17 protein-coding genes and 1 pseudogene are annotated in these 21925 nt (G+C 50.4%); 16 read left to right on the forward strand and 2 right to left on the reverse strand.

Translation table 11 applies throughout. The annotated features are described in order from the left end of the window. Positions 1–30: 30 nt before the first annotated feature. Together IV433_RS06020 and IV433_RS06025 are read right to left on the reverse strand one after the other, a co-directional pair. A complete protein-coding gene (locus IV433_RS06020; RefSeq protein ID WP_195813445.1) occupies positions 31–579 on the reverse strand; it encodes a GNAT family N-acetyltransferase in 549 nt (182 codons plus the stop codon). A gap of 149 nt (positions 580–728) precedes the next feature. Continuing rightward, complete coding sequence (locus tag IV433_RS06025; RefSeq protein WP_195813446.1) at positions 729–2276, reverse strand: methyl-accepting chemotaxis protein; 1548 nt, start codon at positions 2274–2276, stop codon at positions 729–731. Between the two features lie 864 nt (positions 2277–3140). Here IV433_RS06025 and tssB point away from each other — a divergent pair. From tssB to IV433_RS06105, 16 genes and pseudogenes are all read left to right on the forward strand, one after another. Beyond that, on the forward strand, positions 3141–3638 hold the full coding sequence (tssB, locus tag IV433_RS06030; RefSeq protein ID WP_195813447.1) for a type VI secretion system contractile sheath small subunit: 498 nt from the start codon (positions 3141–3143) through the stop codon (positions 3636–3638). Positions 3639–3666: 28 nt separating this feature from the next. Beyond that, positions 3667–5211 carry a type VI secretion system contractile sheath large subunit gene (gene tssC / locus IV433_RS06035; RefSeq protein WP_195813448.1) on the forward strand — a complete coding sequence of 515 codons (1545 nt, stop codon included), beginning with the start codon at positions 3667–3669 and terminating at the stop codon, positions 5209–5211. A gap of 15 nt (positions 5212–5226) precedes the next feature. Next, positions 5227–6564 (forward strand): type VI secretion system baseplate subunit TssK, encoded by a 1338-nt coding sequence (tssK, locus tag IV433_RS06040; protein WP_195813449.1) that lies wholly within the window; start codon positions 5227–5229, stop codon positions 6562–6564. Next, positions 6561–7214 (forward strand): type VI secretion system protein TssL, short form, encoded by a 654-nt coding sequence (tssL, locus tag IV433_RS06045; protein ID WP_195813450.1) that lies wholly within the window; start codon positions 6561–6563, stop codon positions 7212–7214. Before tssK ends, tssL begins: the two co-directional genes overlap by 4 nt. 3 nt (positions 7215–7217) lie before the next feature. Beyond that, complete coding sequence (locus tag IV433_RS06050; protein WP_195813451.1) at positions 7218–8912, forward strand: OmpA family protein; 1695 nt, start codon at positions 7218–7220, stop codon at positions 8910–8912. Positions 8913–8944: 32 nt separating this feature from the next. Beyond that, a complete protein-coding gene (hcp, locus tag IV433_RS06055) occupies positions 8945–9436 on the forward strand; it encodes a type VI secretion system effector Hcp (RefSeq protein WP_101079103.1) in 492 nt (163 codons plus the stop codon). Between the two features lie 289 nt (positions 9437–9725). Continuing rightward, entirely contained in the window at positions 9726–12368 is a 2643-nt protein-coding gene (gene tssH, locus IV433_RS06060) for a type VI secretion system ATPase TssH (protein ID WP_195813452.1), read from the forward strand. A gap of 15 nt (positions 12369–12383) precedes the next feature. After that, the gene (locus IV433_RS06065; RefSeq protein WP_195813453.1) at positions 12384–12932 is read left to right on the forward strand and encodes a type IV secretion protein Rhs; all 549 of its coding nucleotides are present in this window, start codon (positions 12384–12386) and stop codon (positions 12930–12932) included. Continuing rightward, positions 12926–13414, forward strand: coding sequence for a putative T6SS immunity periplasmic lipoprotein (locus IV433_RS06070; RefSeq protein ID WP_370530244.1), 489 nt, complete (start codon positions 12926–12928; stop codon positions 13412–13414). The genes IV433_RS06065 and IV433_RS06070 overlap by 7 nt, the downstream gene beginning before the upstream one ends. A gap of 171 nt (positions 13415–13585) precedes the next feature. Continuing rightward, complete coding sequence (locus IV433_RS06075; protein ID WP_195813454.1) at positions 13586–13975, forward strand: hypothetical protein; 390 nt, start codon at positions 13586–13588, stop codon at positions 13973–13975. Between the two features lie 38 nt (positions 13976–14013). Next, positions 14014–16512 carry a type VI secretion system Vgr family protein gene (locus tag IV433_RS06080; protein ID WP_195813455.1) on the forward strand — a complete coding sequence of 833 codons (2499 nt, stop codon included), beginning with the start codon at positions 14014–14016 and terminating at the stop codon, positions 16510–16512. Between the two features lie 25 nt (positions 16513–16537). Next, positions 16538–18823 (forward strand): hypothetical protein, encoded by a 2286-nt coding sequence (locus IV433_RS26125; RefSeq protein WP_229893231.1) that lies wholly within the window; start codon positions 16538–16540, stop codon positions 18821–18823. A gap of 14 nt (positions 18824–18837) precedes the next feature. Then, positions 18838–19731 carry a formylglycine-generating enzyme family protein gene (locus tag IV433_RS06090; RefSeq protein ID WP_195813456.1) on the forward strand — a complete coding sequence of 298 codons (894 nt, stop codon included), beginning with the start codon at positions 18838–18840 and terminating at the stop codon, positions 19729–19731. 62 nt (positions 19732–19793) lie between these two features. Beyond that, positions 19794–20687 carry a formylglycine-generating enzyme family protein gene (locus tag IV433_RS06095; RefSeq protein WP_195813457.1) on the forward strand — a complete coding sequence of 298 codons (894 nt, stop codon included), beginning with the start codon at positions 19794–19796 and terminating at the stop codon, positions 20685–20687. A 14-nt stretch (positions 20688–20701) separates the two neighbouring features. After that, positions 20702–21591 (forward strand): annotated as a pseudogene (locus IV433_RS06100) (formylglycine-generating enzyme family protein). 64 nt (positions 21592–21655) lie between these two features. Further along, entirely contained in the window at positions 21656–21922 is a 267-nt protein-coding gene (locus IV433_RS06105) for a PAAR domain-containing protein (RefSeq protein ID WP_195813458.1), read from the forward strand. The last annotated feature ends 3 nt before the right edge of the window (positions 21923–21925 follow it).

Raw genomic sequence — 21925 nt, forward strand, 5'->3', positions numbered from 1 at the left:
TCCGGAGATTTCGCCGAATTTGGTGCTGGGTTATTGCCTGACTATGTTTCTGACCTCCCACTCTGACGCCAGCAAAGCATACAAATATTCACTGCACCATTCCCCTTTAAGAAAGCAGTTTTCCAGGAAACTTCCTTCCCGCCGAAATCCTGCTGACTCGAATAACCGGTAACTGCCGTGATTGCGGATATCGGTAACGGCGTACACGCGGTGCTTTTTGAGATGGTCAAAAAGATACGTTAGCAACAGATTTAATGAGCTCTTAGCGATCCCTTTTCCCTGCCATTTCGGGTCAAGCGTTATACCCAGTTCCACCTGATAGTCATCGACAAAGTGCAGCCCGAAATCACCTACCATGCCGAATTCAGCGTGTTCGATCGCAATCTGAAACCAGTTATCCGGCGTACCAAAAGGAATTTCATTCATCTGTTCAAACAACAATTCCGCCTGCGGACGGGTGAAATATTCCCAACTCTGATAGCGGGCAACAGCCGGATCCTGGCGATAACGGGTGAAAGCGTCGAGGTCGTCATGATGAAAGTGACGCAGACTGAGTAAAGGTGAGGCCAGTAAAGTCATGGAGTTTGCTCGTTAATATAAAAGACAATTCATCCGTTATATCAAAGTGTTATTCATTGTGAAACCGTTTCCGTATCAATAAAAAAGCCGGACAAGGTTTCCCTGTCCGGCCTGATTAATCACAATTTCCGATCAGTCCGCTGCCGGGCTCAGGCGTTCGCCAGCCTGAACGCAGACACCGACCGGGTCAGATGAAGCACCTGCTCTTCCAGAGAAGCCGCCGCCGCCGCCGATTCCTGCACCAGCGCCGCATTCTGCTGGGTCACGCCGTCAATTTCTGTCACGGCCTGCTCAATCTGACTGATCCCCCTGCTTTGCTCATCGGACGCCGTCGAAATATGTTCCATCAGAACATCGACCTGCGTAACCGACGAAATGATTGCCGAAATAGATTCTCCGGTACGGGAAACCTGATCCGACCCTTCCTTTATATTGGCAACCGATTCAGAAATCAGACTTTCGATTTCTTTTGCCGCCACCGCACTTCGTTGCGCGAGACTGCGCACTTCGCTGGCGACCACTGCAAATCCGCGACCCTGTTCGCCGGCGCGTGCGGCTTCAACCGCGGCATTCAGCGCCAGAATATTGGTCTGGAAAGCAATGCTGTTGATGACGCCCGTAATGTCTTCGATCTTTTTGGAGCTGCTGTTAATGCGCCCCATTGTTCCGATCACATCCTGCGCCACCTTTTCACCTGCGCGGGCATTTTTTACCGCTTCGCGCGTCAGACCGCTGGCCCGGCTGACGTTTTCGGTATTTTGCTTAACCGTCGCGCCCAGCTCTTCCATGCTGGCGGCAGTTTGTGTCAGCGCCGCGGCCTGTTGTTCAGTACGCGAGGCCAGATCGATATTGCCTGCGGAAATTTCCTGCGACGCGTGCGCAACGGTATGGCTGGTGTCACGTACCTGCCCGATAATTTGGGTCAGGGACTGGCGCATATGTTCCATCGACTGCATCAGTTCTTCAATTTCACTGCGGGAACTGTTTTTAAACGGTACCGGCGTATCGAGATAACCTTCTGCAATTTTGCGGCAATGATCGCGGGAGCTCAGCAGCGGAGTCAGAACGAAGCGCTTGAGTAATAACAACACGCCAATAATGATGATCAGGAACAGCAAACCAAACGCAATCGTCAGCCCGATACCAAACTTAAAATTGTCCTGCGCGTCGCTGTTGAGATTTCTGGCGTACTGCTCATGCAGCGCCAGCACTTTATCGAGCACCACTTCGTACTGATGATCAAGCTGAACTACCGCCGGGATCCGCGCTTTGAACTGCGCCTGATCGCCCGCTTTCGCCGCATCAATCAACGGCTCGATCCCGTTCTGACGATAGTTCTGATAAGCCGTGCGGTAAGCCTCCGCCAGTGCATTTTCGCCCGGTAATTTTGGCGCATTAATATATGCCTGGAATGCGGCGTCCGCTTTTCCCATCACTTCACTGACGCCGTCCAGGGAAGTAGCAGACGGCTGGCCGCCGTTGTTTTCAATCTCCTTCATATATTCCATCACGCGAACACGCGAGGTACGGCTGTGGTTGATCGGGTCAATGATGGAAAGCACCACGCGGATTTCTTTATTCACGTCATCCAGAGACTGGTTGCTCTGCGTCAGCAACCAGACGTTTGAAATCATACTGGTAAAAAAGAGAGTAAAAAGAACAACTAAAACAAGCAAAGAAGACTTTTTAAGCGACATCGATACATTCTCAAAATGGGGCTGGAGTCTGTTTATCGGCAATTTGCACCAGATGTTTAACATTCTCATCGCCCTATCTGAAATTTACGGCAGGATGATCGGTGTCTGCGAGGGCGGCAACGGAGTAGTCGGCAGACTAAATCTGACTATTCAGAACAAGGCGTTTTCCCTATTTTTGAAATGTTCTTTCACGCCTGAATTAAGAAACTTGTGATCAACCTCTTTTAAATGATCTTTAACAGGCAATTTTCCTGACGATCAGAAATCGCTAAATCAGAGGGAATAAATATAATCACACCAATGAACAATAAATCCTGACAGCACGAATGATTCACGGCGCGAATATTCTTAGGAAAATTAGAGGAAAAGTCTTATATTTACTCTCTTTTCTCACCCTGCACTAAATACAAATTGATTGCGAGTTGTTATATATTTTTTGAGAGCAGACGGACAATTACTAAGAAATTTCTTACGACCTTCTACTTGTAAAAAAATCTACTGAAGTCCGAAACCCTTACTCCATGCGGCCTGCGGGGTTATATGAAGAAAATTCCTATATATCAATAAAATGATCTGTATTTGGCCACACCAAAATCAGTAACATTTATTTACATATTTAGTTTTCCTTAAAACACCTAATGTTTCTAAAATGCCGTCAACAGGTACTTATCTGAAATTTTCTTTCCAGATAAATTCAAAAACACACTGCAAAATGTTCCCAAAAATATTTTGTCTCGCTTGTGACCCTGATTTTAGTTGCACACCGACGTGCATAAAAAGGATGTTTTTTTGGCAGGGTTGCCAACCTTTCATTTATTTATGGATTCATTGGCAGCGTTTATCACTCCACAGTAAGGGATAGGCATGTCTAATAGCTTTCAGGAAGAAATACCCAAGGCTCGCGTCAATATTAAACTTGATTTACATACTGGCGGCGCCCAGAAGAAAGTCGAATTACCTTTAAAATTAATGGTAATGGGCGACTACAGCAATGGTAAAGAGACCCGTCCATTGTCAGAGCGTGAAAAAGTTAACATCAACAAAAATAACTTTAACAGTGTTCTGGCCGACTTCAGCCCGTCGCTCAACCTGACCGTGGAAAACACCCTGGCCGGCGATCGCAGCGAAGAAAGCGTCAGTCTCAACTTCAAAGAGATGAAAGATTTCGAGCCTGAACAGGTTGCACGCCAGATCCCACAACTGCGCGCGATGCTCGCTATGCGTAATTTATTACGTGACCTCAAATCCAACTTATTGGACAACGCCACTTTCCGCAAAGAACTCGAAGCCATCCTGAAAGATGACAATTTGAGCGATGACCTGCGTGCTGAACTGGCTGCTCTGGCTCCCCAGAATTCTTAACCCTTCCTGAACGGATTAACCCGAGACTATGCTGATGTCTGCTACTGAAAACAGTCAAGAAAGCCGCACAACCGTGCTGGAACGTGCCGACGCAGGAAGTGTTTATGCGTCATTGTTTGAAAAAATCAATCTGACTCCAGTCTCTGCACTGGGTGATGTTAATGCCTTCCAGGACGATCAGGCGCTGTCTGATGTCTCTACGGATGAACGTGTCACAGCGGCAGTTCAGGTCTTCCTGGAACGCCTGAAACAGTCCGGTCAAAAAGTTGAACGTCTGGACAAAACCTTGCTGGACGGCCACATCGCGATGCTCGACGAGCAAATCAGCCGCCAGCTGGACGAAGTCATGCACCACCCTGAATTCCAGCGTATGGAATCCGGCTGGCGTGGGCTGAAGTTCCTGGTCGACCGTACTGATTTCCGTCAGAACGTAAAAATTGAACTGCTGGACGTTTCTAAAGACGACCTGCGTCAGGACTTCGAAGATTGCCCTGAAATCATTCAAAGTGGCCTGTACCGTCATACCTACATCCAGGAATATGACACACCGGGCGGCGAACCCATCGGTTCTGTGATCTCCAACTACGAGTTTGATGCCAGCCCGCAAGACGTCGCGCTGCTGCGCAATATCTCCAAAGTGTCTGCTGCGGCACATATGCCGTTTGTCGGTGCTGTCGGCCCTAAATTCTTCCTGAAAGATTCCATGGAAGAAGTGGCCGCCATCAAGGATATCGGCAACTACTTTGACCGTGCTGAATACATCAAATGGAAATCTTTCCGTGACTCCGATGACTCCCGCTATATCGGTCTGACCATGCCGCGCGTGCTGGGTCGTCTGCCATACGGGCCGGACACCGTGCCAGTTCGCAGCTTCAACTACGTTGAAGAAGTGAAGGGCCCGGACCACGAGAAATATCTGTGGACCAATGCGTCTTTCGCGTTTGCAGCAAACATGGTGAAAAGCTTCATCAAAAACGGCTGGTGCGTACAGATCCGAGGCCCGCAGGCTGGCGGTGCAGTCACTGATCTGCCAATCCACTTGTATGATCTGGGCACCGGCAATCAGGTGAAAATCCCGTCTGAAGTCATGATCCCGGAAACCCGCGAATTTGAATTCGCCAATCTCGGCTTCATCCCGCTGTCTTACTACAAAAACCGTGATTACTCCTGCTTCTTCTCCGCGAACTCCGCGCAGAAACCGGCACTGTATGACACGGCTGATGCTACTGCGAACAGCCGTATCAACGCGCGTCTGCCGTACATCTTCCTGCTGTCACGCATCGCGCATTACCTGAAACTGATTCAGCGTGAAAACATCGGCACCACCAAAGACCGCCGTTTGCTTGAGCTTGAGCTCAACACCTGGGTGCGCTCACTGGTGACTGAAATGACCGATCCGGGCGACGACCTGCAGGCTTCTCACCCACTGCGCGACGCTAAAGTGACCGTAGAAGATATCGAAGATAACCCGGGCTTCTTCCGCGTGAAACTGTACGCCGTACCGCACTTCCAGGTGGAAGGTATGGACGTCAACCTGTCATTGGTTTCTCAGATGCCGAAGGCGAAAGCGTAAAAGGCCGGAGTGGTAATGAAAATTTATCGACCACTGTGGACTGACGGGGCCTTTCTGGCCCCGCAACAGTTTCAGCAACAGGCCCGCTGGGATGCCTATATGGCTGACGGCGTGGCTCATATGGCGCTGGCGAATCCCTGGGGCGTTATCGAGGCCGCCTTCGACAGCGGTTCGCTGGCACTCTCACGTCTGAACGCCCTGCGCCTTGTCGTTCGCTTTCAGGACGGCACACAGATTGATACCGAACTGGCCGATAACCTGCCGCCGGCCTGTGATTTGTCAACCATCACAGACCGCGAAAGCGTAGACATTGTGCTGGCCTTACCTTTGTTGTCTGCCAACGGCGGCAACCTGGATGACGGTCAGGACAGCGAACGCCCGCGCCGCTGGCAGCAGCAATGGCATACCGTGCAGGAGCTGACCGGGCATGAACGTACCGAACTTGCAGTCATGCACCACGCCATCACCCTGCGCTTTACACATCAGGAAAACGCCGCATACCTGACCTGCCCGGTATTACGCCTGATACGCAGCGCGCAAGGTCAGTGGATGCCGGATGAGAACTTCATTCCGCCAATGCTCTCTCTTGCCGCCAGCCCGCTGGTACAGACCGAACTGAGCGACCTGCTTCATCGTCTGCAAGCCCGCCGCCGTCGCCTGATGGCCATGCGTCGTGAAAGCAACGAGCGCATGGCGGATTTTGCCGTGGCCGACGTATCGCTGTTCTGGCTGCTCAATGCATTAAACAGCATGGAACCGGTTCTTACCGAGCTTATTCAGACCCCGTCACGCCACCCGGAGCTGTTTTACCGTGAGCTGGTGCGACTGGCCGGCAGCCTGCTGACGTTCTCCCTCGAGCATAAAGCGGAAGACATCCCGCTGTATCAGCATGATGCGCCTGAGCAGGTTTTCCCGCCGTTGTTTGTGCTGCTGGATAAGTTGCTCGAAGCGAGCCTGCCGTCGCGCATGGTAGCCATTGACCTCAAACACGACGGTCAGTTCTGGACCGGCTCCCTGCACGATGCACGTCTGCGCGAAGGGGCGGATTTCTATCTCTCCGTGCGCTCGTCAATGACCAATCACCTGCTGCAGACCCAGTTCCCGCTGCTGTGCAAAGCGGGCAGCTTCGAGGCCGTGTCTGATGTGGTGAACGTTGCGCTCAGCGGTGTGATCATGAAGCCGCTGTCGCACGTGCCGGCGGCTATCCCGCTGCGTCTTGAAAACCAATACTTCTCCCTTGATCTCAACAGCCCGGCCGCCGTGGCGATGCTGGAGGCGGGCAACTGCGCCTTCTACACGCCGGGCACGCTGGGTGATGTCAGGCTTGAACTGTTTGCGGTGCTGCGCTCATGAGTCAGATCAATACATCAATCGTTGATGAAGTCTTCTATCCCTGCTGGCTGATGGTAAGTCAGTTACGTAACGGCCAGGAGATCACCGACGGAGAAGCGCTGTACCGTCAGGCCTGCGGCTGGATGGACGGTGCGCGGGAGGCCCTTTCCCGCGCAGGGTTCAGCGACGCGAGCTGCAACCACATGCTCTACACACAATGTGCGCTGCTGGATGAAAGCGTGATGAACAGGCAAAAACAGGACAGTGGCTATGCAAAATGGCTGAAAGACCCGCTGCAGGCGCGCTACTTCAACACCCTCAATGCGGGCGAAGAACTGTGGGAGCGTATCCGCACCGTGTTGCATGAACCCGCACCGGATACCGCCGTGCTGACCTGCTTTTACCGTGCGCTGACGCTGGGCTTTGCTGGCCGCTACCGTGAGCAGGGCGATGAGCGCCGTGAAGACGTGGTCCGCAAGCTGAGCCTGCTTGTCCCCGCGTTCTCACTGACGCAGGACGCTCCCGTCGTCTCGCGGTCATCACGCCTGCGCTCCGGCCGCAAAACCTACTGGCTCTCCTGGGTGCTGGGTGCTGCCTTTCTGGTCGCGCTGTGGTTCGGACTTTCCACAACGCTGGCGAAAATGGTCTCGCAGCTGACAGGGGCGCACTGACGGATGCGCGGATTAACGCGGTTATTGCTGCTGCTTCTCGGTACCTGTCTGGCGTTGTGGCTGATCACCGGCTTCTGGCCGCTTGGCACCGGCAGCCGTGTGGCGCTCAGCATGATGGTGGTGATTGTCTGCGGGGCGGTGGCGTATTTTCAGTGGCGTCGTGACAGCCGCAACAAACTGGCCCATGCGCACATTGCCGGTGCACACCTGCCGCCGGAAGATTTCCAGGGCGCGGTCGTGCTGGTGTGCGGCGACAGTGCTCCGCTGTTTTCAAACAACCAGCCTTTTCGCGAAACGCGTCAGGGCTGGTATCTGCCGGTCGCAATGCCTGAACAACTTCCCCTTTTAGCTCAGCACCTCGCCTCTGAACGCCCGGCACTTGTCGCGCAAATTTCTGTGCTGCTGGCCGTTGTGCCGGAAATGCATCAGGACCCGGATGATTTCATCCAGAAGTTGCGCGCCTGGCACCGTGCCATCGTGCAGTGTAAAGGGTGGCTGGCAGGCATTCCGCCTGTCTGGATCAGCACCTGGCTTTCCCCGCTGGTGACATCTGACACGGCGGCTGAACGCTGGTTCACGGTAACGCCGGGGCTGTCCGGCGTGCAAGTCCGTGAGGCCGGAGCCGGTGTTATGCCGCTGGCTGAATGGAGTCGTGAGCTGAACGCAGGCAACGGACTGGAGCGGCTCAGCGGCATGTTGTGGATGGAAAGTCTGCTGAGCTGGAGCAATTCGCAGGTTCTCGGCGTAATCGGACAGCGTCAGGGCGATTTGCCAGCCCTGACCCCGTGCGCCTGGGGCAGTTGCTTTACGCCGGTGACGGGCAGTGCGGACAACCTGTGGCAGACTCATATCGCCGGGCTGACCACACTGAAACCTGCCACCGCCACGATACAGGAGTGCCTGCCTCTGCCGGATGTTTTGCTGCCTTACCTGCCCTGCCGCCACGGCGTGTCACGTCTGATGCAAAGCTGGCAGCTTGCGGGGCTGCTCTTTGGCCTGTTCCTGCTGTTCGCCCTGCTGGCGTCGTACATCAATAACCAGCGGTTGATACAAAGCGTGGGCGATCATCTGGCCGTCTATAACCGCCTGACGGGAACCCCTCCAGCCCCCAAACTCCAGTCACAGCAGCAACTGCGCGCCGACGATCGGCTTCTGGACGGCTGGTTGCGCGGCGGTGCACCGATGCGTCTGTCTCTGGGGCTCTATCAGGGCATGCGCCTGATTGCCCCGTTGCAAAGTGCAATCAACAGCTGGTCACCGCCACCGCCGCCGCCTCCGGTGATTAAGAAAATCATTCAGGGGCCAAAAACCTTCCGGCTCGATGCCCTGTCGCTGTTCGATACCGGCAAATACGTGCTGAAAAGCGGCTCCACCAAGGTGCTGATTAACGCGCTGGTCGGCATCAAGGCCAAACCGGGCTGGCTGATTGTCGTGGCCGGGCACACCGACGATACCGGCGACGACAAATTCAACCAGGTGCTCTCTCAGAAGCGCGCCGAATCCGTGCGTGACTGGATGCGTGACACCGGCGACGTACCGGAAAGCTGTTTTGCCGTACAGGGCTTTGGCGAAAGCCGCCCGCTGAAATCCAACGACACGGAAGAAGGCCGTGCGGCCAACCGCCGTGTCGAAATCAGTCTGGTGCCGCAGGCAGACGCCTGCAAGGCAACAGCAACCCCCGATTCATCAAATGATTGATGGATGCTTAACCTAGAAATGGAGAACTACCCATGGCAATTCCTGTTTATCTGTGGCTGAAAGACGACGGCGGCGCGGACATTAAAGGCTCCGTAGACGTAAAAGATCGCGAAGGCAGCATCGAAGTGGTTGCGCAGGAACACAACCTGTACATCCCGACCGATAACAACACCGGCAAACTGACGGGTACTCGTATTCACACCCCGTTCCTGTTTACCAAAGAAATCGACTCATCCAGCCCGTATTTATACAAAGCAGTGACCACCGGTCAGACCCTGAAATCTGCTGAGTTCAAATGGTACCGCATCAACGACGCTGGCCAGGAAGTTGAGTATTTCAACACCAAGCTTGAGAACGTCAAACTGGTGAAAGTCGCGCCAAAAATGCACGACATCAAAGACCCGGCTAAAGAGAAACACAATCACCTCGAAGCGATTGAGCTGCGTTACGAAAAAATCACCTGGACTTACAAAGACGGCAACATCATTCATTCCGATTCGTGGAACGAACGTACCACCGCCTAATTACCCGTCATCTTTCGCGCCGCAGATGCGTTGGCTGCATTCGCTCACCCCGGTCACATAGTTATCTATGCTCCCGGGGCTTTGCGAACTTGCCGCCTTTCTGCAGCACGAAATATTTAGGGTAATACCCTGTGCGGACAGGATTTTCTGTCCGCCGTTTTCCTGAGCGTCTGCGTGTCGGGTGCTGAGTAAAAAAACAATCTGCCTTCCGTCCTGATGCGCTTTAGGTTCCTGATGACAAGGAAACAGCGACGGGCGGTAGCGTACCTAAAATCAAGGAGCAGCCCGCATGGAACACCAGTCAGCCGTTTTACTTCGTCGTTTGAACCCGTATTGCGCGAAAGCGCTGGAAGCTGCCGCGACCCTTTGCCAGACCCGCGCACATGCGGAAATCACGCCTGAACACTGGCTGCTGAAACTGCTCGAACAAGGCGAAGGCGACATCACCGTGCTGGCCCGCCGTTATGAATGGGACATGGACGCGCTCTGGCAAAGCCTGCTGGCCCATCTCGATGCCCTGCCGCGTTCCGTGCGCACCCGCCCGCAACTCTCCGACGATTTGCAGACGCTGATGAAATCTGCCTGGCTGGCCGCCTCTTTGCAGGACGACAATCAGACCATCCGCAGCGTGAATCTTCTCGAAGCTCTGATTGCCAAACCTAAGCTGCTGCGCTGTAAAGGCCTGTGGCCGCTGTTCAGCCTGAGTGAAGAACATCTCCGCCGCCTCAAACCGATGCTGGATGCGGTGTCAGAAGAGCGTTCAGAACTCCAGCAACAAGAAAGCCTGAACATGCCGGTGTCCTCACTGAATGAGCCCTCTGCCACGCCGAAAGCGGATAACCTCTCCAGCAACGGTCTGAGCGAAGCCCTGCAAGCCGCACTGGATAAGTTCACGCTGGACGTCACCGCAAAAGCGAAAACCGGGCAAATTGATCCGGTATTTGGCCGCGATAACGAAATCCGCCAGATGGTTGATATCCTCTCCCGCCGCCGTAAAAATAACCCGATCCTCGTGGGCGAACCGGGCGTGGGGAAAACCGCGCTGGTGGAAGGCCTTGCGCTGCGCATTGCGGAAGGGAACGTGCCGGACAGCCTGAAAACGGTCGGCCTGCGCACGCTGGATTTGGGTCTGCTACAGGCCGGTGCGGGCGTTAAAGGCGAATTCGAACAACGCCTGAAAAACGTCATCGACGCCGTCCAGCAATCCCCGACGCCGGTTATTCTGTTTATCGACGAAGCGCACACCATCATCGGTGCAGGCAATCAGGCCGGTGGCGCGGACGCCGCCAACCTCCTCAAACCCGCCCTTGCCCGCGGCGAACTGCGTACCATCGCCGCCACCACCTGGTCGGAGTACAAACAGTATTTTGAACGCGATGCCGCCCTCGAGCGCCGCTTCCAGATTGTTAAAGTCGACGAGCCGGACGACGAGATGGCCAGCCTGATGCTGCGCGGCCTGAAATCGCGCTACGCCGAACATCACGGCGTACACATTACCGATGAAGCGGTAAAAGCCGCCGTCAGCCTGTCGCGCCGCTATATCACTGGCCGTCAGCTGCCGGACAAAGCCGTAGATTTGCTGGACACCGCCAGCGCCCGCGTCCGTATGAGCCTCGATACGTTGCCGGAAGATTTAACCCGTCTGAAAGCGCAAATCACCGCGCTGGAAATGGAAGAGCAGGCACTGCTGGAAGATATTGCGCTGGGCAACAAAACGCACGGCGATCGCCTTGAAAAAATTGAACATGAGACCGATCGTCTGAACGAACAGCTCACCGCGCTGGACACGCAGTATCACGCGGAGAAAGCCCTGACGCAGCAACTGCTGGAGACCCGTCAGGACATCAGCCGTCAGGAAGAGATCGCCAGCCTGCAGGATCAGCTCAGCCATTTGCAGGGCAACGCGCCGCTGCTGAGTCTGGATGTTGATGTGCGCACGGTGGCCACCGTGATTGCCGACTGGACCGGCGTGCCGTTGTCCAGCCTGTTAAAAGACGAACAAACCGATTTGCTGCAACTTGAAAATCATCTGGGGCAGCGCGTCGTCGGGCAGGATCACGCGCTCGTGGATATGGCGCAGCGTCTGCGCGCCGCCAAAACCGGCCTGACGTCAGAGAACGGTCCGCTGGGCGTATTTCTGCTGGTCGGGCCGAGCGGCGTGGGTAAAACCGAGACCGCGCTGTCACTCGCCGACTGCCTGTTCGGCGGCGAGAAATCCCTGATTACCATTAACCTCAGCGAATATCAGGAAGCGCACACCGTCTCCCAGCTGAAAGGTTCGCCTCCGGGCTACGTCGGCTACGGCCAGGGCGGGATTCTGACCGAAGCCGTACGCAAACGTCCGTACAGCGTCGTCCTGCTCGATGAAGTCGAGAAAGCTCACCGCGACGTCATCAACCTCTTCTATCAGGTCTTCGACCGCGGCTTTATGCGCGACGGCGAAGGGCGAGAGATCGACTTCCGAAATACCGTCATCCTGATGACCGCCAACCTTGGCAGCGACCACATCATGCAGCTGCTGGAAGAACAACCGGAATCGACAGACAGCGATTTGCAGGAAATGCTGCGCCCTATCCTGCGCGACCACTTCCAGCCCGCGCTGCTCGCGCGTTTCCAGACTCTGATTTACCGCCCGCTGGCCGCCACCGCGCTGCGCACCATTGTTGAGATGAAACTGGCGCAGGTCGCCAAGCGCCTGAACAAACATTACGGCCTGCAAACCACCATCGAAGAAAGCCTCTACGACACGCTGGTCGCCGCCTGCCTGCTGCCGGACACCGGCGCGCGTAACATCGACAGCCTGCTCAACCAGCAAATTTTGCCGGTACTGAGCCAGCAACTGCTGAGCCGCATGAGCGGGCAGCAACGCACCACTTCACTGGCGCTGGGCTGGGATGAAGAGGAAGGGATTACGCTGGAATTTGGGGAGTAATAAAGGAGATTTCAGATGGCAGATGAATCAGACAAAATATTAAAAGAAGGCGGGATCCGCTTGCTGACTCCCGGAGAAATCGCGCTGGCGAAAAAGGTTTTTGGATCCTCCATCGAATACGGCACCGTGTGGATCCATAGAGACAGTTATCCGCCATTCAATTTGCAGAATGAACATACGGCGATGACCCCAAACGGGGAGATCTATTTCCGTAATGAATATAGAGATGATTTTTCGGCATCAACAGATAACTTGCAGCATATGTTTATCCACGAAATGAGCCATGTCTGGCAACGAAAAAAAGGGATGAATGTGATTGGTAGGGGCTTAATCAGCTGGCTGGTGAGTTATCGATATACGCTGGATGGCCGACTGCTATGTGAATATCCCATGGAGCAACAAGCTCAAATAATTGCAGACAATTTTACATTACAGGCTCGTGGTTATGATATCTGGCATCGACTATGGAGCAACAAATATCCTGATATTACCCTTGACGGCGATATTACTGAGCAAGTAATACGGCAGCAATACCGCAATGCACTGCGAGGTTTTCCATGGTAAATATATCTAAAAATCGATTTTTTGTGCCTGCCATATTTTTATTCCCAACCATGTTAATGCTGACTGGATGCCCGGGGCCCGGTGACAGAATGCGTTTCGATGAAACTGCGCAGGTGAGCGTTGTGGGGGAGAGCGTCTGTTTTTCAATTGCTGAACCGCAGGATTATCAACCAAAAGATATGGGTATTAATCCAAGAGAAATTCCATCAAAGAACAAGAATTTCAATTTTTCTCCTGGTCTTAAAGTTACTGACGGAAAATTATGTATTCCGCCTTCGTTTTACCGCTTCCCGGATAAAGGACAATTTATTGTCGAATACTTATTGACCTCAGAGAAACATCAAGGTGAGCCTAGAAATTTTGTTGTCACTCTGGAAGTGAATCACGGGCATGTTTATAACGTGACGCCGACAGAAAGAGAGATTTTCCTGCCATATTGCCGCTACGAGTCGGACACCCCACTTGCTGCCTGCCAGCGGTAAACCTTACAGGCACTGAAGAATTACATGGAGTAAGTATCATGAGCCTGATTGATACACTTTCCAATTTCGCCAATGGCTCAGCCTGAGGAATGATGGCGATGTCACTCTTGATGGTGATATCACTGAGTCCGCAGTGCGGCAAAAGTTTAAAGAAGCGCTGCGGGGGTTCCCATGGTGAAGATATTTGAATATCGTTTCTTGTGGTCTGGTTTATTGCTGTTATTAAGCTTGCCAGTATTAACAGGCTGCCCCGGTCCCGGTGACAGGATGCGACCTGATGAAACTGCACAGGTCAGTCAGCAGGACGAAAGTGTATGTTTCAATGTCACTGACGGAAAATTATGTATTCCACCTTCGTTTTATCGCTTCCCGGATAAAGGACAATTTATTGTCGAATACTTATTAACCTCAGCGAAACATGAAGGTAAGCCTAGAAATTTTGTTGTCACTCTGGAAGTGAATCACGGGCATGTTTATAACGTGACACCGACAGAAAGGGAGATTTCTCTGCCATATTGCCGCTACGCGTTGGACACCCCGCTTGCTGCCTGCCAGCGGTAAACCTCACAGGCACTGAAGAATTACATGGAGTAAGAAGCATGAGTCTGATTGATACACTTTCCAATATTGCCAAAACAACGCTAAACCGCTATCGACTTGACATCCCTTCCTGCTCTTCCGCCTTAGATGTGGAAGAGTTCAGTGGCAATGAGGGGTTGAGCACGACGTATCGCTACACTGTTATTTTCACCAGTGCCGATAAAGATCTGGATGCAACTCAGTTCCTGCTCAAATCCGCCAGCCTGACCATGGGAACCGGATCGCTGCAAGGCCTGGTTGATCAGAAAGTGGTTCACGGCGTAGTTACCGATTTTAGCCGGATTTCAAGCTCAGCCGACGAGGCAAAATACCGGTTAACGCTGGAACCTTCCCTCGCCCTGCTGGATAAACAGTTCCGCACGCACCGTTTCTTCGTCAATAAATCCGTGCAGGATGTCGTGACGCAGATCCTGGAAGAACATGGCTTTAAGGGCTGGGAATATGAGTTTGCACTTAAACAGAACTACCCAAAACGCGAACAGATAAACCAGTACAAGGAGAGCGATCTGGCATTTATCCAGCGCCTGCTTTCCGAAGTCGGGATCTTCTATTTCTTCAGCCTGCAGGCCGATACGCAAACTGAAGTCGTCCACTTTGCCGATAAGCAAAGCGCCTACGCGTTTGGTAAGACCCTGCCGCTGAGCCACCCGTCCGGGATGAGCGACAGCGGCGTTGAGTCGGTATGGGATCTGAATGTGCTGCACAACGTGGTTGAGGCCAGCGTCACCGCCAAAGACTACAACTACCGTGAAGCCCAGAAAGTTTTGCAGTCGGCCAGAGCCGATGTGACGAGCGGTGACGGTGACGGCGTAACCTATGGTGAAGTCTATCACTACAAGCCCCGGAATCTGGATACCGGTGCTAAAAGCGACCCAGCGGTAGAAACCGCCAACTTTCACGCCCGCCTTGACCACGAGCGATTCTTGTCAAAGCAGGCGCGTATCATGGGCATGGCAAACGATGCCAACCTCAGCCCCGGCCAGGTTTTAACGATCACTGAACTCGCCCTTGTGCCGACATTGCCCGCCGCCGCGGCAAATGGCGTGGTGATTACGGGCATCAACGTCAGTGCCAGCCGGAAAGAGGCATTCGTCGCACAGTGGATGGCTATTCCCTTTAGCGAAACCCTCTGCTGGCGTCCTGCACTTAAACCGCGTCCGAAAGTCAGCGGCACCATGATGGCACGCGTCACCAGCGCAAAAGCCAACGATATCTACGCCTGGCAGGACGCGTCCGGTTTGTATCGCGTGAAATTCGATGCTGACCAGGACGATAAAACGCAGGGTCAGGAAAGCATGCCGGTGCGCCTCGCGAAGCCGTACGGCGGCGACGTTTACGGCATTCACTTCCCGCTGATTCAGGGCACAGAAGTCGCGATCGCCTTCCACGACGGCGACCCGGACAGGCCTTACATCGCTCACGCCCTGCACGACTCGCGTCATGTGGATCACGTGACCGAAAAGAATAATACCCGCAACGTGATCCGCACACCGGCGAATAACAAACTGCGGATGGAAGACAAGCGCGGCGAAGAGCACATCAAACTCAGCACCGAATACGGCGGCAAAACGCAGCTGAATTTAGGGCACAATGTGAACGCTGCCCGTGAAAAACGTGGTGAAGGTGCTGAACTTCGCACCGATAAATGGGTGACCATTCGCGGCGGAGCGGGTGTGTTTATTACTGCGGATACGCAGTCATCTGCCAGCGGAATGATGCTGGGGATGAAGGACGCGATTACTCAACTGGAGAGTGCGCTGAGTATTGCAAAAAGCTTATCTGCAGCGGCCGAAGGTGCTCTGGCGTTACCATCCGATACGCAAAGTCAGCAGGCATTGACCGCGGCCCTCAAAGAACTGGTCCAACCGGGAATGGTTCTGAATGCACCTCAAGGCATCAGTATCAGCAGCCCACAGGCCGTTCGCCTGGCATCGGGAAGTGCCAGCGTAGGTATCATGTCGCAGCAAAACACTGACATCAGCGCAATGAAGCGTTTTACCGTTGCCGCCGGTGACGCCATCAGCATGCTGGCGCGTAAGACGGGCATGAAGTTGTTTGCAGCAAAAGGGAAAGTAGAAATCCAGGCGCAGGACGACAACATCGAAGCGCTTGCTAAAAAAGATATAACGGTTACGAGCGTTGAAGGCCGTGTCGAAATCACAGCAGCAACAGAGTTGTTGGTGAATTGCGCAGGGGCATACATCAAACTCAGCGGTGGAAATATAGAGTTAGGCTGCCCGGGTAATATTTTGCTTAAGTCTACAAATGTGCAAAAAATGGGTCCAGCGGATTATGATGTTGCAAAACCTGAATTACCAAAGGGATACGCTGAGAATTTCATTGCTCGTAGTGAAGATGATGGGAAAATCATGCCCAATGCCCTCTATCGGATAACAACAGGTGAAGGTAAGAGTTTCGAAGGCAGAACCGATTCAGAAGGAAAAACAATTGATGTTTATACCTCACTACCCGACGACCTGAAAATCGAGTTACTTTAACAGACCTGTAAAATAGGAGATAAGCATGGCTAGCGGTGAACAGGAAAGTAAAACAGCCCAGGAAAGTAAAGGAACTGTGGTAAAAGGTAAATATGCCCCAGAAGTTTATTTCCATCCCGGAAGCGCCACATTACTTTGTGTCGATGCATCGGGTAGTAAGGTGTTGGAACAAGAACATGACTTAATGGCTGGTTTACTGGAGAAGTTGAAGCAAGCCCAGAAAAACCTTGATGATATTAATTTCGAAGCTATAAGTCAGGCCGGGCGTCAACCAGAAAGAAAAGGACAAGATAAAATCCAAAAAGCTTATGATGCCCTGAATACAGCAAATCAGGCATTGCGTAATGAGCTAATGTCTTTAACTAAAAATTCTCCAGAAGGTGAACTTCTGGATGATAAAATGAAAGATACCGCCATTGGAATAATGGAACTTATACCGCTAAAAAAGAATTCAGTGACTGGATTTAAAAGCACCTATGTTCGTTCAGACAGAATAAGTAGCCACTGGCGAAGATATCAGCTAAGCGAAGTAGATAAAAAAAGTGGTGAAGCCAGTTTTATTAAGTATGAAAACAAAAATATTACCACGCAGGATGCAGAGGGTAATAATGTTACGCGAACAGTTCGCAAAGCCAAAATAGATACTCAGGTACTGAAAGAACAATTAAAAGATACCGAGAAAAAAGTAAAACTTGATTTAATTGAAGACAGTAATGTTATTTTGACAAACTGGGCAAAAGAGATGAATAAATCTCTCTCCTGGCCGAAAGACGGTGGGAAAGGTGATGAGTCCGTCTACCATCAATATGTTGATATCAGTGCGCAGGCTCAGCTAATGCGTTATAGCCAGGGAGCGGGTCTGGAAGGCGAATTCAACCCGTTGCAAGGCAAGGTTAAAGGAAAAGTAGAGGGGCATGCCAGCTTTGCGCTAGGAGAGGCAAAGGCAGAGGCCTCGTTGTACCTACCCGATCGTCTTGGCATCAGTTTATTGTTCCCCGGCAAAGTGACACCAGAAACTCCGGACGGTATCTGTAATATGGGTGCTTTGCGGTTTGCAATTAAAACAGTCCTGTCCGGAAGTGTGGGGGCAAGCCTTGGTATTGAACTTGGCGTGGAAATGGACTGGAGTGGTGAAATGGGGAAAGGGTATGGTATTCGTGGGCGTTCAACTACATTACCGCCACCTCCACCGCCGGGGCAACGACGGGTTAATCTGGTGAATCCCAAAATTCCGGAAGCGCAGGCTGGGGGAGAGATTGGGGCATTCGTTGGTATACAAGCCGGGGGAAACATCAGTGGTGCTATAGAATGGTTTGATCCTCACCCAGATGACGCCAGTTCTACAGAAGCGAAAAACATAAAGCATGACGACAAGAGTGCCATTGTCCCTAAAGAGAAAAAATTCGCTGAAATAGCAAAACTGGAAATGGGTGTCACTGTCCAGGCTGGTGCCGGGGGAAGTGGAGTCTTTTACGTAACCTATATTCAGGGGCGTTTTCGTATCTATTGCAAAGCCGCTTTTTGTTGGGGGGTTGGCGCAAAAGGGAGTGCAGGTTTTGAAGTGGATGGCGGGACCTTTGCTGCATTTATGAAAAGCTTTATGTATATGCTGAGAAATGTTGATTATCAAAAGCTAGAGGAAATGATGGAGTCCGGTTCATTTAAAGCGTTATGTGCAATACCGCTTATAATGGCTGCTCAAGGAATGCAGGCTGCTGAGGCGATGTTGGATAGTGTTGATAGCATTTTGGATCAGCTGGCAAATGATTTGGAGAAGGAGAATAAACGAGTCGCTTTAATGAATAGCATACGGGACAACCCCAACCAGTTAAAATATTCCCCACCAGAGACAAAAGGTGCAATTATTGCCCAGTTAATGGATATTAGTTGGGTTGATTCAATTGATCCACGCAATCAAAATCTTAACCCACTCACCTTTAATTACTGGAAGAGTGGCCCAATGAAGTTACGTAAGCAGGCTATATTCAAGGCGTTGAAGTGGGTACAAAGCAAGGCTGATTATAATAATATTATGCAGCATTTAAGTAAAACGCCAGGGGAAAGAAAAGGAGATAAAACTACTAATGAAAAAATTCTAGTAGATTTTTTATCCTATGGAGAGGTGAAGTATTTAACATCAACCAACTACGGTGAAAAACTCGCATGGTTATACGAAAGTTTACCCAGTCAGGTTGACCCTGACGCGCCTTTCGTACCAATCTCTGAAAAATTAATGGATGAATATTTAGCGATGATCGATAGTCAGCACTCTAATGATATAATGGAAGATAATAAAACTCGAATGGCATAATTGAGGTAGACACTATGAAATACAAATTTACTTTTTTACTATCAGTTCTATCGATTTTTTTAGTCGGTTGTGATAACAACCAGTCGGCTGAAAATAAGCAACAGTCTCAGAAGGTCGTTAAACGTTCACTGGATAATATGGTTCTGGTAAAAGGTGGTGAGTTTTTGATGGGGGACTTTGGTCCTCTTGTTGGAGAGAAAATTCCATTTAGTATTAACAGCGATGATAAGACATTGCACAAAGTTATATTAGATGATTTTATGATGAGTAAATACAAAGTCACTAATGAAGATTATAATAACTATGTAAAATTAGCCGGAGGTGAAAAAATATCCATCAGTGCTCTGTATAGGCAGCACTCTAAATTATTAGACGGAAATATCTCTGTTAATATACCCTGGAAGATGGCCAAAGATTATTGCTTATGGCTGGCTAAAGTGTCAGGAAAAAAGATAGATTTACCGACAGAGGCACAGTGGGAATTTGCAGCTCGCTCTCGGGGGAAATATCTTCCTTATGCAACTAACAACGGAACTATTATTAGAGGTTTGAACATCCCTACCTATGAAGAAATAGATATTGGGAGCGATGGATTATCTTTACCTATTTATCCGATCGGAAAATACCCACCAAATCCATTAGGGTTGTATGATATGGGATTAAGTGGAGCAGAATGGACTAATGACTGGTATTCAAAAGACTATTACGCCCACTCACCAGTAAAAAACCCCCAGGGCCCTGATACAGGTGAAAAGAAAGTTCGACGTGGCAATATTGGTGGTGATATGCAATATGCTTTAACTATGTTCAGACAGTCAGCGTTACCTGTTCCTGTTTCAAAGGGTAGAACTTATGAAAAAAATGGTATACCTCCTGGTTATGTCTTTCGCTGTGTAGTGAATAACTGATCTCTATTTTAGTTTATGACTGAGTAATAACTGAATGTAATAGATAAATCAGGAACGATGTCATGAAATATAAAGTTGTTTTATTGTTATCAGTTGTATCAACTTTTCTGCCAGGTTGCGATAATAGTCAGTCAACCGAAAATAAGCAGCAGGCACAGGAACTTGTTAAGCACTCACTGAACAATATGGTTCTGGTTAAAGGTGGTGAGTTTTTAATGGGGGATTTTGGACCATTAGTTGGAGAGAAACTACCTTTTAGTATTCAACAAGATGACAAAGTACTGCATAGAGTTATATTAAGTGATTTCTCAATATCAAAATACAAAGTGACCAATGTTGATTATAATGATTATTTAAGTGTGACTGGAATTAGAAAACTACCATTATATATATTGGCTAAAAATTCCCGCTCATTACAAAAGATTAATTATTCTGTCTATGTTAACTGGCAGCAAGCTAAAGACTATTGTTTGTGGTTAGGCAAGATGTCAGGGAAAAAGATTGATTTACCAACAGAAGCTCAATGGGAATATGCAGCACGATCCAGAGGAGAGTATTTCCCTTATGCTACCAACAATGGTAAGTTGGAAAAAGGTATGAACATCCCTACTTATGAAGAGAAAGAACAAATGACGGGGGGGCTGGGGTTACCTTATTATCCTATTGGGAAATACCCACCCAATCCTTTAGGGTTATATGACATGGGATTGAGCGGAAAAGAATGGATATATGATTGGTATGCTGCAGATTATTATACCTACTCCCCGCAAAAAAATCCTACTGGTCCTCAATCTGGGAAGAAAAAAGTACTTCGAGGTTATGCAGGTGGTGATTATCAATCCGCATTGACTATGTTTCGTCAGTCCTCACTTCCTTTCCCGGTGCTAGATGGAAGCAAGTATGAAGAAGATGGTATTACCCCAAGCTATGTTTTCCGTTGTGTAGTGAATAATTAGTCTGAGAGTGGTTCATGAATAATAAATATATAATCCTCTTTTTGATTTCTCCTCTCTTGCTTGCAGGTTGTGATAACAGCCAGTCAACCGAAAATAAGCAGCAGGCACAGGAACTTGTTAAGCACTCACTGGATAATATGGTTCTGGTAAAAGGCGGTGAGTTTTAATGGGGGACTTTGGCCCTCTGATAGGAGATAAACTGCCATTAAGCATTAACCATGATGATAAAAAATTGCATGAGGTAATATTAGACGATTTTATGATAAGCAAATATAAAGTCACTAATAAAGATTTTAATGAATATATAAAAATATCAGGCAAGAGTAAATTACCATTAGGACTTGGGGCAGGGCACCCCTCATTATTAAAAGATAATGTATCGGTCAGTGTTCCCTGGCAGATGGCAAAAGATTATTGCTTATGGATGGGTAAACAGTTGGGGGAAAAAGTGGATTTGCCTACTGAGGCACAGTGGGAATATGCCGCCCGCTCACGAGGGCAGTATTCGCCTTATGCAACAGATAATGGTGAGTTTACTGAAGGGAAAAATGTTCCAGGTGATGATGAGTTGAGTGAATACACTGAGGGGTTGTATTTGCCTGTCTACCCAATAGGTAAATATCCTCCAAATCCGCTGGGATTATATGATATGGGATTAAGTGGTGCAGAGTGGGCAAATGACTGGTATGAAGCAGACTATTACTCGCACTCTGCGTTAAAAAATCCGCAAGGACCGAGTACTGGGAAAAAGAAAGTTCGGCGTGGCAACGTTGGTGGTGATGTGCAATATGCATTAACTATTTTCCGCCAGTCAGCACTACCTGTTCCGGTGCTGGAAGGTAGTAAATACGAAGAGGATGGTATTGCGCCAAGCTATGTTTTCCGTTGTGTGATTAATAATTAGAACTATTCATGGGTGTAATCTCATATTAATTATTAAGGAATGGACATTTAGAAGGAAATATTTTATGCCAAAAGGCTTTGTATTACTCGGCGATAAAACCACGCACGGTGGCGCTGTTATTTCTGCATCGTCAACTATGGTCGTGAACGGAAAAACTGTCGCACTTGTTGGCGACAAAATCAGTTGCCCTGTTCCCGGACACGGCACTAACCAAATTGTGGAAGGTTCTCCTGACTGGGCATCTGATGGTAAAGCCGTTGTAGTCGATGGCTGCCGGTGTCAGTGCGGTTGTCAGGTCATTTCAAGCGCGCCGGATTGCGCAATAGGATAAGTC

It is taken from the genome of Rahnella laticis (genome assembly GCF_015644585.1).
Classification (GTDB): domain Bacteria; phylum Pseudomonadota; class Gammaproteobacteria; order Enterobacterales; family Enterobacteriaceae; genus Rahnella; species Rahnella laticis.

What these genes read in the sequence shown, in the direction of transcription:
- hcp (WP_101079103.1), top strand. Translation starts at nt 8,945, where the DNA reads ATGGCAATTCCTGTTTATCTGTGGCTGAAAGACGACGGCGGCGCGGAC.
- IV433_RS26125 (WP_229893231.1), top strand. Translation starts at nt 16,538, where the DNA reads ATGGCTAGCGGTGAACAGGAAAGTAAAACAGCCCAGGAAAGTAAAGGA.
- tssK (WP_195813449.1), top strand. Translation starts at nt 5,227, where the DNA reads ATGAAAATTTATCGACCACTGTGGACTGACGGGGCCTTTCTGGCCCCG.
- IV433_RS06105 (WP_195813458.1), top strand. Translation starts at nt 21,656, where the DNA reads ATGCCAAAAGGCTTTGTATTACTCGGCGATAAAACCACGCACGGTGGC.
- IV433_RS06080 (WP_195813455.1), top strand. Translation starts at nt 14,014, where the DNA reads ATGAGTCTGATTGATACACTTTCCAATATTGCCAAAACAACGCTAAAC.
- tssL (WP_195813450.1), top strand. Translation starts at nt 6,561, where the DNA reads ATGAGTCAGATCAATACATCAATCGTTGATGAAGTCTTCTATCCCTGC.
- IV433_RS06075 (WP_195813454.1), top strand. Translation starts at nt 13,586, where the DNA reads ATGGTGAAGATATTTGAATATCGTTTCTTGTGGTCTGGTTTATTGCTG.
- IV433_RS06090 (WP_195813456.1), top strand. Translation starts at nt 18,838, where the DNA reads ATGAAATACAAATTTACTTTTTTACTATCAGTTCTATCGATTTTTTTA.
- IV433_RS06065 (WP_195813453.1), top strand. Translation starts at nt 12,384, where the DNA reads ATGGCAGATGAATCAGACAAAATATTAAAAGAAGGCGGGATCCGCTTG.
- tssC (WP_195813448.1), top strand. Translation starts at nt 3,667, where the DNA reads ATGCTGATGTCTGCTACTGAAAACAGTCAAGAAAGCCGCACAACCGTG.
- tssH (WP_195813452.1), top strand. Translation starts at nt 9,726, where the DNA reads ATGGAACACCAGTCAGCCGTTTTACTTCGTCGTTTGAACCCGTATTGC.
- IV433_RS06020 (WP_195813445.1), bottom strand. Translation starts at nt 579, where the DNA reads ATGACTTTACTGGCCTCACCTTTACTCAGTCTGCGTCACTTTCATCAT.
- IV433_RS06095 (WP_195813457.1), top strand. Translation starts at nt 19,794, where the DNA reads ATGAAATATAAAGTTGTTTTATTGTTATCAGTTGTATCAACTTTTCTG.
- IV433_RS06070 (WP_370530244.1), top strand. Translation starts at nt 12,926, where the DNA reads ATGGTAAATATATCTAAAAATCGATTTTTTGTGCCTGCCATATTTTTA.
- IV433_RS06050 (WP_195813451.1), top strand. Translation starts at nt 7,218, where the DNA reads ATGCGCGGATTAACGCGGTTATTGCTGCTGCTTCTCGGTACCTGTCTG.
- tssB (WP_195813447.1), top strand. Translation starts at nt 3,141, where the DNA reads ATGTCTAATAGCTTTCAGGAAGAAATACCCAAGGCTCGCGTCAATATT.
- IV433_RS06025 (WP_195813446.1), bottom strand. Translation starts at nt 2,276, where the DNA reads ATGTCGCTTAAAAAGTCTTCTTTGCTTGTTTTAGTTGTTCTTTTTACT.